Source organism: Neolewinella agarilytica (assembly GCF_900110645.1).
Lineage (GTDB): Bacteria > Bacteroidota > Bacteroidia > Chitinophagales > Saprospiraceae > Neolewinella > Neolewinella agarilytica.
Genome location: NZ_FOFB01000003.1, coordinates 123618 through 135517, shown reverse-complemented (window position 1 = coordinate 135517; position 11900 = coordinate 123618). Strand labels below are relative to the sequence as shown.

Annotated in this window: 11 protein-coding genes; 5 read left to right on the top strand and 6 right to left on the bottom strand. The window is 54.2% G+C overall.

Annotated features, from left to right (window positions below; genetic code table 11):
• Positions 1-225: 225 nt before the first annotated feature.
• Entirely contained in the window at positions 226-735 is a 510-nt protein-coding gene (locus BM123_RS04060) for a hypothetical protein (RefSeq protein ID WP_090165562.1), read from the top strand.
• Between the two features lie 132 nt (positions 736-867).
• Positions 868-1416 (top strand): hypothetical protein, encoded by a 549-nt coding sequence (locus BM123_RS04055; protein WP_139211751.1) that lies wholly within the window; start codon positions 868-870, stop codon positions 1414-1416.
• Positions 1417-1469: 53 nt separating this feature from the next.
• Here the strand turns inward: BM123_RS04055 and BM123_RS04050 are convergent, their stop codons facing one another.
• The 4 genes from BM123_RS04050 to BM123_RS04035 form a co-directional block, all read right to left on the bottom strand.
• Positions 1470-2039 (bottom strand): GNAT family N-acetyltransferase, encoded by a 570-nt coding sequence (locus BM123_RS04050; RefSeq protein WP_090165558.1) that lies wholly within the window; start codon positions 2037-2039, stop codon positions 1470-1472.
• A 206-nt stretch (positions 2040-2245) separates the two neighbouring features.
• Entirely contained in the window at positions 2246-3208 is a 963-nt protein-coding gene (locus BM123_RS04045) for a transketolase family protein (RefSeq protein WP_090165555.1), read from the bottom strand.
• 135 nt (positions 3209-3343) lie between these two features.
• A complete protein-coding gene (locus BM123_RS04040) occupies positions 3344-4189 on the bottom strand; it encodes a transketolase (RefSeq protein WP_090165553.1) in 846 nt (281 codons plus the stop codon).
• 184 nt (positions 4190-4373) lie between these two features.
• Positions 4374-4895 (bottom strand): class IV adenylate cyclase, encoded by a 522-nt coding sequence (locus tag BM123_RS04035; RefSeq protein ID WP_090165551.1) that lies wholly within the window; start codon positions 4893-4895, stop codon positions 4374-4376.
• Positions 4896-4954: 59 nt separating this feature from the next.
• On the opposite strand from BM123_RS04035, the gene BM123_RS04030 reads away from it, so the two are divergent.
• Complete coding sequence (locus BM123_RS04030) at positions 4955-5968, top strand: AAA family ATPase (protein ID WP_090165549.1); 1014 nt, start codon at positions 4955-4957, stop codon at positions 5966-5968.
• 4 nt (positions 5969-5972) lie between these two features.
• Here BM123_RS04030 and BM123_RS04025 read toward each other — a convergent pair whose 3' ends face one another.
• A complete protein-coding gene (locus BM123_RS04025; RefSeq protein WP_090165547.1) occupies positions 5973-7124 on the bottom strand; it encodes a DUF819 family protein in 1152 nt (383 codons plus the stop codon).
• Positions 7125-7251: 127 nt separating this feature from the next.
• Here BM123_RS04025 and BM123_RS04020 point away from each other — a divergent pair, with 127 nt between their 5' ends.
• Positions 7252-8670 carry a sulfatase-like hydrolase/transferase gene (locus BM123_RS04020; RefSeq protein WP_090165545.1) on the top strand — a complete coding sequence of 473 codons (1419 nt, stop codon included), beginning with the start codon at positions 7252-7254 and terminating at the stop codon, positions 8668-8670.
• A 100-nt stretch (positions 8671-8770) separates the two neighbouring features.
• Positions 8771-11059, top strand: coding sequence for an FdhF/YdeP family oxidoreductase (locus tag BM123_RS04015; protein ID WP_090165543.1), 2289 nt, complete (start codon positions 8771-8773; stop codon positions 11057-11059).
• Between the two features lie 34 nt (positions 11060-11093).
• On the opposite strand, the gene BM123_RS04010 is transcribed toward BM123_RS04015, so the two are convergent.
• Complete coding sequence (locus BM123_RS04010) at positions 11094-11900, bottom strand: alpha/beta hydrolase (protein WP_090165541.1); 807 nt, start codon at positions 11898-11900, stop codon at positions 11094-11096.

Here is an 11900-nt window from a genome sequence, read left to right as displayed (position 1 = left end):
GCTACCGCAGGTGCAGGGGAAAGTTGAAGGAGCGATGAGCTAAAGTCCTTCCTTCAAACGGCATCAAATTACGAATTAGGCGGCCTACGATGTTAAAATCGTCTGAAATTTGCCAAAAAACGCTCTTTGGGCGGTTAGATGACTTGTAAACCAGCCAACTAGGCTGCATATTTAAGGATCATTCCTCTACAATCCAGAACCATTAACCCTTAAATCCTTTCCCGTATGACTTGGAAAACTTTACTCCTTTGTCTCCTTACCGGAGCTCTTTTCACCTCTTGCCTCGAAGAAGACAGTGGCCTCGCCGGCATGATGACCGTCGATGATTTCGCCAACCAGGAAGAAGTACTCGCCGGAACCGGACTCCCCAAAACTGCCTTCCTCGAAACCGTAACCTACACCGGTAAAGAATCCGAGTCTCGTACGGAGTCTCTCGGCCACGTCGAGATGCGCTTCCGTAATTGCGCCGACGAGTGGTGCAAAGCCCTCGTGGACGACTGTGGCATCTCCAGCGGTGTTGACTTTAGCTACACCGATGATGGTGGTGCTAAGAAGATGGGCTTCGATGCTTACTCTACTTCTCCTGCCGTCAGCCAGTGGGCCGTGCCTAACCGCGCCTTCGACTTCGAACGCGACGGAGCAAACCTTACGCTTAGCTGTTTCGACTGCCCCGGTACTACCTCCGACGGATTCGAATTCACTGACCGCAAAGTAACTATGCGGGTGGTTCGCTAAGAACGCTTAGTCAGGAAACTAAATCCCCCCAGGAGCTTCCGCTGCTGGGGGGATTTTTTATGTCGATAAAAGACGTCCCATAAATACCGGCGGTAAGTCTCCGGACGTTTACTCTCTTCAAGTGCCTGAATTATGCGTTCATCAATCCTACTGTTTCTTTTGTCTGTTCTTTTGCTCTCTACTGGCTGCAAGCAGGAGGGGCTGGGAGATCGTTTGTTTGAGATTACTTACCCTGTGAGTGACTTCGCCGTCCCCGCCGGCCGGCCCAATTTTCAGACCTTAGTCATCAGTCAGGATCGGCTCACGACGGGTTTCATGGAAGAAATGATGCGCACCTCTACTGCCTCCGGAGATATTGATGCCGTTGGCGGGCTTCGTGCCCGGGTCGTTTCTCTGAATGGCGAAGACTTCAGCGAAATTGAGCGTATTGAGCTCCGGGCCTGTCCCGTTGGCCAGGCAGGAGGCTGTAGCCAGTTCGACCTTCTATTCAGCGTTGACGACCTTTTCCGCCGCCGACAGCAAACGGTCAACCTGAACCCCGGACTACGGAATTTCAAAGAGCTCTTCCTTGGTAACGAACAATTACGGGTGGAACTCGTCCTGAGCCCCGGCATCACCACCTCCCGCAATATCGAGGCCCGCCTCGAATGGGCCATCCAGGCCGTTGGCAATCTTGACTAATTTGTAGCCACGGCTTTAGCCCTTGGCTTGCTAGTACACGGCTGAAGCCGTGGCTACCGCTCCCAGTCCCAAATCACCAGCATCCAATCCTTACCGGACTCTTCGCCGATGAATCGGTCCAGGAGCTTAAAGCCAATCCGTTCGTGTACCCGGATGGAGCGGGCGTTGCGGGCATCGATGGCCGTTACCAGATAAGGATAATGCAGGCTGTAGCAGGAGCGCATGTATTTGTACATCCGATCCACTACTTTCTTCCCCCGTGCCTCTTCAGCAACGCAGACCTGCCCCATAACGAGGTACTGCTGATCGCCCAGCCGCTGCCCGTGGTGAATGGCGTTATCCTGTCGTTCGAACAGTTCGGTAAGCGCGGGGACGTCGTTGGCAAACTCCCGTTTCATGGTCAGGGCGTAGCCTACCACCTTTGTCCCGTCTTTAGCAATCACGGAGGCTGCCGCGGAGTTCATGGCCTCCAGCACGTCGTAGGTATGCACGGCGGTGACGAAGCCCTGGTCTTGGGCGGTATCCTCGCTTACGGCTTCCAGATGGTTTTTTTTCTGCAGTTCAATGATCTGCTTCAGCTCCGTTTTCTTACGGGCGAGGGTAATGCGGATGGCTTGGTCCATGCGTGAACTGTTTTGGTGGATGCAAGGTAAGTACGAAGTGAAGGTTTTCACCCCTTAGTTCTCCTTGCTTCTCCAACCTTCAAAGCATCCTGCGTTTGCGCCCAAAACCCAAAAAACAAGAGAGCCAAACAGTACTATTTGACTGTTTGACTCTCTTACTACTTGACTGTTAGACTGTCTGACTATTTGACTGCCTGACTTGCAACCTACTTCTTAGCCACTGCCCGCTTAGCCGCAGCAACGATATCCTTGATACCAAGGCCGTACTTATCCAGCAGATCGGTCGCTTTTCCAGACTCGCCGAAGGTATCATCCGTAGCGACGAATTCCTGGAAGGTTGGCGCACTCTTGCTGAGACACTCCGCAATGGCGCTGCCCAGACCACCGTACTTGTTGTGTTCCTCACAGGAAACAACGGCACCGGTCTTTTTGGCGCTGGCGATCACGGCCGCCTCGTCAAGGGGCTTAATCGTGTGGATATTGATCAGATCGACGCTGATGCCTTCAGCTTCCAGCTCACGCGCCGCTTCTACTGCGTACCAAACGAGGTGTCCGGTAGCGAAGATGGACACGTCGCTACCTTCATTGAGGTGCAGCGCTTTACCGATTTCGAACTTTTGATCTTCGGGGATGAAGATGGGCCATCCCGGACGGCCAAAACGAAGGTAAACCGGTCCGTGGTGCTCAGCGATGGCCTGCACGGCGGCTTTGGTCTGGTTGTAGTCGCAGGGGTTAATGACGGTCATGCCCGGGAGCATGCGCATCATCCCGATGTCTTCCAGGATCTGGTGGGTAGCCCCGTCTTCACCGAGTGTAAGACCGGCGTGACTGGCACAGATTTTCACGTTCTTGTCGCTGTAGGCGATGCTCTGGCGAATTTGATCGTAGACGCGGCCGGTACTGAAGTTGGCGAAGGTCGTCGTCATGGGAATCTTACCCGCAGTAGCCAGACCAGCGGCAACGCCCATCATGTTGGCTTCGGAAATACCACACTGAATGAAACGATCGGGGTAAGTATTGATGAAGTCTTCTGACTTCATGGAGCCGCGGAGGTCAGCGGTGAGCATGATCACGTTGTCGTGCTTGTCGCCGGCGGCTTTGAGGCCGGCGCCGAAACCATCGCGGGTGGCTTTCTTGCCGGTTTGTTGGAGTTTATCTAGAGATAGCATAAGTAAGGGAGTAAAGGGGGAAGGGGAGTAAAGGGGAAAGAGGGAGGAAGGGGGCGCGGACGCGGGTGCAAGGGAAAGGTCAAAAGAGCAGAGTAGGACCGCAGTCCTTTACTCCCTTACACCTTTCTACCCTTACTAGGCCGGGAAATCGCCAAGGGTCTCCTCCAGCTGCGCGAGAGCCTTTTCGGTCAGCTCATCGTCTGGGGCTTTACCGTGCCACTTATGGGTACCTTCCATATAATCAACGCCTTTGCCCATTTCGGTTTTCATCACGATGCAGGTAGGCTTACCGTTACGCTTAGCTTTGGCCTCTTTGAGTACCTTGACGGTCTCGGCCATATCATTACCGTCCATGTGCATGATGTCCCAGCCGAAGGCTTTGTACTTGTCTTCGAAGCTACCAAGCTTCAATACTTCTTCCGTAGGACCATCAATTTGCTGGCCATTGTCGTCAATGATCAGTACCAGATTATCGAGTTTATTGTGGGGAGCAAAGAGGGCTGCTTCCCAGATTTGACCTTCCTGCTGCTCGCCGTCGCCGGTTAACACGAAGACGGTTTTATCATCTCCGTCCATACGCTTAGCCAGTGCCATACCACAGGCGACAGACGGGCCCTGGCCCAGGGAGCCGGAGGCAATCCGGATACCGGGCAAGCCTTCGTGAGTCGTCGGGTGCCCCTGTACACGGGAATTGATCTGGCGGAAAGTCGCCAGTTCCTTCACCGGGAAGTACCCCCGGTGTGCGAGTACGGAGTAAAAGACGGGAGAGATGTGCCCGTTGGAAAGCAGGAAGATATCTTCTCCCTTACCCTCCATATTGAAGGAAGGGTCATTCTCCATTACCTCAAAGTAGAGGGCCGTCAAAAGGTCAGCGTTCCCCAGGGAGCCACCGGGGTGGCCACTCTGGCACAGGTAAACCTGCCGGATAATATCGCGCCTTACCTGACTGGCGATGCGTTGCAGTTCTTGGATGTCTGCCATGGATGTATGGTTTGTCCCCGTCAAACGGGTAAATAAATGTAAGGTGGTTCCCGAATAGAAGGTATTAGCGGGCTAATAAGTTTAGTTGCAAAGCTAAGTCCTTTTAGCTAAACTTTCCAGCACTTACGGCTTGCATTCGTTTGCAATTTCCGGGCTTAGAGATCATAGATAAAAGACGGTATGATTATTTCTGCGTTAACAAATCACTGTAGCTGTTCTCTACCAGCTCATCCGGCCTGACCTCCAGCAGCTTCATGTACTGCTGGCACTGGGCCAGTAGTTCCGGGCGTTGATCGGGCGAATTTCCGATGGCTTCGATTTCAAGGAAGCTTCCCAGGCCAACTACTTCATCGAGGTGAAATTTGACGTTATCGATGAAGTAAATCTCCCGCTGTTTGTCCACCTTCACCCAGGTCCCCAGGGCCGCATCCAGTGTCTGCGCAAAGCTGTTGGCCAGTTCCTGGGTGGCTATTCGGGTCAGCGCCACGGAGCTGTCTTTGGGGCCCGCCTGGTTGTTTCGTTTGTAGAAAATCAGGCTGTGTTCAATGTTTCCGCTGCGGAGTTTGAGGCGGCCTTCGGGTACGTTGAAGTAGTGGTCTACCTGATGGTCCGTTCCTTTGAATTCAGCCCCGTGAGCCAGCAGGATTTTTCGCTGAGTTGCCGCCCGGGAGGAGCGGGCTTTGATTTCTACCAGATGTTTCTGCATGAGGGTAAACCTACATCTTTTCTGCTACCTTACGGAGCAAATACCGAACCTACTTCAGCATGCGTGAGGATACTCCCCTAAAGACCGGATTAACCCTGGGTAAATTCGCTCCCTTCCATAAGGGGCACCAATACCTGGTGGAAACGGCTCTCGCCGAAGTGGACCAGCTTTATGTCTTAGTGTATCATACTGACCTTACGTCCGTCCCGCTGCAGGTCCGGGCGGCCTGGATCAAGGCGTTATACCCGGACGTAACCATCCTTGAGGCATGGGATGGCCCCGAAGGCTACGGTGATACTCCGGAGATCAAAAAGATTCAGGAAGACTACATCCTGAAGAAGCTGGGAGACATCAGGATCACCCATTTTTATTCTTCAGAGTTTTACGGAGACCACGTCAGTAAAGCCCTCGGAGCCATTGACCGACGGGTGGATGAACCCCGCTCTTTTGTCCCCATCTCCGGCACCCGCGTCCGCGCCGAATTATTCCAAAACCGGCAGTATTTATCTGATCTCGTGTACCGGGATCTCATCATTAAAGTTTGTCTGTTAGGCGCTCCTTCCACCGGCAAAAGCACCTTGGCCCAGGCCCTGGCCAAGCACTTTAACACAGTTTCCATGCCCGAATACGGCGCCGAATACTGGCGGGCGAATCAGGTAAAGCGCCGCATCACCCTGGATCAATTTGAGGAGATCGCCCCGGAGCACCTCCGCCGGGAAGACGAGCTGTTGCTGCAAGCCAACACCTACCTTTTTGCTGATACCTGCCCCATAACCACCTACGTGTTCGCCAAAGACTATCACGGCACCGCTGGCCCGATCCTTACCCGCCTGGCCCGCGAATCTGAAAAGCGATACGACCTCTTCTTCCTCTGCGATACGGACATTCCTTACGATGACACCTGGGACCGCTCCGGCGACCAAAAACGGCAGTGGTTTCAGCAACAGATCATGGGAGATTTAGCGCAGCGACGACTACCCTATTTCGTGTTAAGTGGAAGTCTGGAGGAAAGAATTTCCCGGGTAGCAGAAATACTGGCGGAATACTCAAAATATGGGAATGTGTTGGCTTAATTGACTACGCCCCCAACCAGCCCGCCACCAGAAACCCCAGGTAAGTCCCCAGCCCGTTGCCCAGTGCGCCGACGAGAATGCCGGGCAGAAACAAGTCCATCCGCCCCAGGCTTTTAGCCAGCGCGAGTGCTGAGGAAGAACCGCCAATATTGGCCTGGGAGGCGACGGCGGCCACGTCCCAATCCAGCTTACCGATAGCGGCAGTGCCGAAGACCACCAGTCCGTGGACCAGCACAATGACCGTCACGAGCGCGAGCAGCCTCCAGGCCAGCGGGCCAATTTCAGCCAGTGCCGCCAGCTCGCAAAAAGCACCGATAACCGCCAGAAAAAGGTAGACGCAAAACAGCCCGATCACTTGCCCGCCCGGGAGTTTATGGAAATAGGGAATCTGCGCCAGCAGCAGCGCGATGGTGGTCAGGATGAGAATGGAAGGAACATTAAAGCCCGCAGCCGCCAGCCACTCCGTCAGCAAATTCGACGCCATCAGGGAAGCCAGCCCGACGCTGATCAATACGCCCAGAGTAATGATGCTGATCTCCTCACTTTCACGTTCGACGTCGGCCGTGGCGGCCGCGTCCACTTCGGTCACTTTGCCGCCAAAAAGGCGGCGTAACAACATCGGCGCACCGAGCGTAACCACCATCCAGATAGCGGTAATGATGTTGTCCACCGCCGTCATTCCGGCGTAGAGGACGCCTTCTTCCATCACGTTATAGTGTAGCGCAACGGCGTTGTAATTCACGCTACCGCCCGTATAGGTGCCGGTAAACATTCCACTGATCGCCGGGTAAAGATCACCAAAATGTGTACTTCCATCAATCAGGTACATCCCCGCCAGCACTCCGGCTACGGTTCCCAGACTACCAATAAAAAACAGAATTAACATCGGTGCCCCGGCACGTCGAATACTCGCCAGATTGACGTTCAGTAAAAGATAAAAAATCGATAAGGGAGCCAGGTAGCGAAAGACTCCCGTGTAAATGACGGAGCCTTCAGAAGCCGATGGCAAAAAGCCAACATTTGCCAGGACCGCCACGAAGAGGATCACCAGCAGCGCCGTTCCAAGATGTCGGAGAAAGGTGTTGCGAACAAGCCATTCACAAATGAGAACACTAAGGGTAAGCAGGGTAAGAACGTAGAGCGGGGAATCTAACATGGGAGAAAGTTAGGCAACAAGTTTAATAGTCGGCGAGTCCGTTATTTTTCTTCCACCCTCGGTTAATTTCATGTCGGGAAAACATGACTTCAATTACTTTCAGGCAAAACCAGTCCATCAACCCATCATGAAATTCGCCCACTACTTTTTTCTGTTCGTTCTGCTAGGCCACTGCACCACGGCCCCCAAGGCTGTAGCGACCACTTCCCTGAGTCCGCCGAACGTCATCATTATTCTCACCGATGATCAGGGCTGGGCAGACGTAGGCTTCAATGGCGGCACTGACATTCCAACACCTCACCTCGACCGCCTCGCTGAAGAAGGGGTCATCTTTACCAACGGATACGTTTCTCATCCCTACTGCAGCCCTTCCCGGGCGGGCTTACTCACCGGCCGCTATCAGGCGCGTTTTGGCCATGATTGCAACATGCCCTACAATACGGTCAACGACGAATCTGTCGGCACGCCCCTGTCCGAAATAATGCTCTCCGAGGCCCTCAAAGAACAAGGCTATCGTACGAGTGCCATTGGCAAATGGCATGTGGGTGATCACCCCGCCCTGCACCCACCCGCTCAGGGCTTTGATCATTGGTTCGGCTTCCCCGGCGGCGGGATGAACTATTGGGGAATTCCTAAAGGACCGCTTCGGACGATCGTCCGCAACGGCGTCCCCGTTCCGCCGGCAGAACTTACTTACCTGACGGATGATTTCACGGACGAAGCTATTGACGTCATCACGGCTAAAGACGAAAAGCCCTTTTTCATTTACCTCGCCTACAATGCACCCCATGCGCCGGATCACGCTACGGCACAGTACCTGGAGCAGACAAAACACATAGAATACAGCGGCCGCAGCATTTATGGGGCTATGGTGAATGCCGTTGATGCTGGTGTTGGTCGTATCGATTCCACCCTGATAGCCAATGGCATCAAGGATAATACGATGGTCTTCTTCCTGAGTGATAATGGTGGTCGTGGGCAGTGGGCGGACAATCGTCCGGGAAGAGGGTTTAAGGGAATGCTCTTTGAAGGGGGCATTAAAGTTCCCTTCTTCCTGAACTGGCCGGCAGCAATATCAGGTAATCAACGCTACGAGCATATGATTACTTCTCTTGACATTTATCCCACCGTCGTAGAAGCAGCGGGCGCGGACGCAGGTGCCATGAAACAACTGGATGGCAAAGATTTGATCCCCTTCATCTCCGGCAGAAACGAAGCTCCTCCACACTACCAGCTTTTTTGGCGCTCTGTCGGTGGCTACGAATATGCCGTACGTAAGGGTGACTATAAACTCTATAAAAACGCCAGCAAAGAAAAAACCCTGCTCTTCAACCTGAAAGACGACCCGGGTGAGCGACAAGACATCGCCGCTATCAAACCCGAAATGGTGGCACAGTTGGAACAGGCCTATCTTACCTGGGATGAAGACAATCTTGAGCCTGGCTGGCTGGACCCACACATCGAGAACTGTATCCGCGATCAGAAACAATGGGAGAAGGAGCGAAAAAAAGCAATGCCCCCTCCAGAAAGACCTTCGGGAAAATAGTCTGCTCAAATAGCCCCGATGTCTCAACATCCCGGGCTCTCCGCCCGTTTGAGCATTTGACGGCCATGCCACTATTCCACGCTACAACGAATCCTGCTTTATGCCCAACGAACTCACCCCTGAACGCCTCAAAGGCCTTGAACTTCGCGAGCCTTATGACTATGCCGCAGGTATATCGGGCGTAAAGGTCTCTCTGCAACACGTCAATGAATACATGAACTTTGGCGAGGGGATGCACGCCCTGCTTAAGCTCAACCAAAAAGACGGCTTCGACTGCCCCGGCTGCGCCTGGCCCGACCCGGATGGTCGGCGGAGCCCCGTGGCGGAGTATTGCGAAAATGGCGCTAAGGCCATTGCGGAAGAAGCGACAAAGAATCGGGCTACACCGGAATGGTTTGCCCAGCACAGCATTGATGAGCTTGGGGACATGACCGACTTCGAGCTGGGCAAATCCGGCCGCATCACCCAGCCGATGTACCTGGCTCCCGGCGCTACACACTATACCCCCGTAAGCTGGGACGATGCCTTCGGCATCATCGCTAACGAACTCAATGGACTCGACTCCCCCGACGAAGCAATCTTCTACACCTCCGGCAGGGCGAGCAACGAAGCGGCCTTCCTCTACCAACTCTTCGTTCGGCAGTTCGGCACTAACAATCTGCCTGACTGCTCTAACATGTGTCACGAAAGCACCGGTACAGCCCTCAGCAAGGTAATCGGTATTGGCAAGGGCACCACCACGCTGCAAGACCTCCACGAAGCCGACCTCATCATCATGCTCGGCCAAAACCCCGGCACCAATCATCCCCGCCAGCTCTCTGCCCTGAAGACCTGCAAGGATAATGGCGGCCGTATCATTAGTGTCAACCCACTGCCAGAAACCGGGCTAATGCGTTTTGTTGACCCTCAGGACCCCATCAACATCCTGAAGCGAGGCACCAAGCTAACCGACCTCTTTTTACAGGTCAGGATCAATGAGGATATGAGCCTGGTCAGAGCTATCTGCAAGATTTTGTGGGAGAAGGAAAAGGAAGCGCCCGGTACGGTTTTCGATCAGGAATTTATCGAACAGCATACGGCAGGATATGAGGCCTGGACGAACATGCTCGAGGCCACTGACCTGGAGCAATGCATCAGCGGTTGCGGGATTGACCGCGATCAGATTGAAGAAGCCGCCGGCCTCATTCACGGCTCGGAAAAGATCGTTCTCTGTTACGCCATGGGGCTGACCCAGCACGAGAACTCCGTTGACGTGATCAAGGAAATGGTCAACCTGCTATTGCTGAAGGGCAGCATCGGAAAACCCGGTGCCGGCATCTGCCCGGTACGCGGCCACAGTAACGTACAAGGCGACCGCACGGTCGGAGTCTGGGAAAAACTCAAGCCTGAACTGCGGGATGCACTTCGGGCTCACTTCAATTTCGAGCCGCCGGAGAAAGATGGTTACGATGTCGTAAACAGCATCAAAGCCATGGGCGAAGGCCGGGCGAAAGTCTTCTTTGGCCTGGGGGGCAATTTCTTGTCGGCAACACCGGACACGGTCTACACAGCTAAGGGCCTCCGGCAGTGTAAACTGACGGTCCACATCTCTACCAAGCCGAATCGCAGTCACGTAGTGCACGGTGAGCAGGCGCTTATTTTGCCTTGCCTGGGGCGCACCGAAACGGATATCCGGGCACAGGGCGAGCAGTTTGTCAGCTGTGAAAATTCCATGGGCGTCGTACAGATGAGCAAAGGTGTACTGAAGCCCGCTGGTGAAAACCTGCGCAGCGAAGTAGCCATCATTTGTGGCCTGGCCAGCAAAACATTAGGGGCGCGCTCGCAGGTGCAATGGAAGGACATGAGCAATGATTATGACAACGTCCGTGATGCCATCGCAGCCTGTGTACCCGGCTTCGAACGCTATAATGAGCGGGTGCGCGAACCCGCTGGATTCTACCTCCCCAACGGCCCACGTAATCGTCGCTTTGGCACCGAAGATGGTAAAGCACACTTCACCGTCTCCCCGCTGAGTTGTCATATCCTTGAGCCCGGTGAATACCTGATGATGACCGTGCGCAGCCATGATCAGTACAACACCACGATTTACGGCATGCACGACCGCTACCGGGGCATTCACAACGAACGGAGAATCGTAATGATGAACAAGGCAGACATGGCCGAGGCGGGGCTCTCCACCGGAGACAAAGTCAATCTAAGTAGTGAATATGACGGAGAAACGCGCCACGCACGCTTATTTCAGGTGGTCCCTTACTCTATTCCGCGCGGCAATATCGGCACCTATTTCCCCGAGGCAAATACGCTCGTACCGATCACCCGCACGGCCCGGGGAAGTAATACTCCGATTTCAAAATCTGTCCGCGTACGGATCACGGCTTTGACGGATTAACCCGATCGGGGAGTTGCACGCCGGGTGAGTAATCTTAGTCGGAGTCCAACTCCTCATCCACGAAGAAAAAACGCAGGCTATCCACCAAATGCTCTTCCCAGTAGCTCCATTCGTGGCCGCCGGAAAACTCTTCGTAGACATGGTCAATCCTGGCTTCTGTTAATTGCTGGTGCAGCAATCGATTACCGCTTACGAGCTCATCCTCACTCCCGCAATCAAAACGAAGCCGGGGCAGATTTTGCTCGTTCCGGAACAGGTCAATAACATCCTCAATAGTGTCCGTTTCCCGGTAGTCTGAGACGGGCTCTTCTACGAAACGGGCCATTTCCTCTAATCGGGTAATTGAGCTGTGGGCGGAGGCAGCCTGGTACACTGCTGGATACTCCCCCGCCAGACGAAGGGTTCCATAGCCCCCCATGGAAAGTCCCCCCAAGTAATTTTCCCGGGAGTTTTTCGCTTCCGGAACCAACAACCTTACCGCATCAATAACGTCTTCGCAAATCCAGCGCCCGAAATCCCGCCCGTGGTGCGGCAGGTAACCGGAGCCGTCTCCCCACAGACCATCCGAAGGCATTGCCAGAACGAAAGGTGGAATTTCCCCGGCGGCTATCATGCGGGCGGCGGTGCGGTGCGCACCGCCCTTCAGCGCCCAGCACCAACAGGAACCGTAGACACCGTGTAAGAGAGTAACAACCGGGAGGTCTGTCCGGCCGTAACCCGATGGCACAAATACACAAATGTCTCCCCGCCCACGCAAGTGACGTGTTTTTACCGTAATGAAGCGAAGGCCATCAGCTTCAAAGCGGGGATCGGACAGCTCAGTGGTGCGAAATCGTTTCAT

Coding starts and splice junctions, on each gene's coding strand:
- BM123_RS04045 (WP_090165555.1), bottom strand. CDS start 3,208: ATGCTATCTCTAGATAAACTCCAACAAACCGGCAAGAAAGCCACCCGC.
- BM123_RS04015 (WP_090165543.1), top strand. CDS start 8,771: ATGCCCAACGAACTCACCCCTGAACGCCTCAAAGGCCTTGAACTTCGC.
- BM123_RS04035 (WP_090165551.1), bottom strand. CDS start 4,895: ATGCAGAAACATCTGGTAGAAATCAAAGCCCGCTCCTCCCGGGCGGCA.
- BM123_RS04060 (WP_090165562.1), top strand. CDS start 226: ATGACTTGGAAAACTTTACTCCTTTGTCTCCTTACCGGAGCTCTTTTC.
- BM123_RS04030 (WP_090165549.1), top strand. CDS start 4,955: ATGCGTGAGGATACTCCCCTAAAGACCGGATTAACCCTGGGTAAATTC.
- BM123_RS04050 (WP_090165558.1), bottom strand. CDS start 2,039: ATGGACCAAGCCATCCGCATTACCCTCGCCCGTAAGAAAACGGAGCTG.
- BM123_RS04010 (WP_090165541.1), bottom strand. CDS start 11,900: ATGAAACGATTTCGCACCACTGAGCTGTCCGATCCCCGCTTTGAAGCT.
- BM123_RS04025 (WP_090165547.1), bottom strand. CDS start 7,124: ATGTTAGATTCCCCGCTCTACGTTCTTACCCTGCTTACCCTTAGTGTT.
- BM123_RS04040 (WP_090165553.1), bottom strand. CDS start 4,189: ATGGCAGACATCCAAGAACTGCAACGCATCGCCAGTCAGGTAAGGCGC.
- BM123_RS04020 (WP_090165545.1), top strand. CDS start 7,252: ATGAAATTCGCCCACTACTTTTTTCTGTTCGTTCTGCTAGGCCACTGC.
- BM123_RS04055 (WP_139211751.1), top strand. CDS start 868: ATGCGTTCATCAATCCTACTGTTTCTTTTGTCTGTTCTTTTGCTCTCT.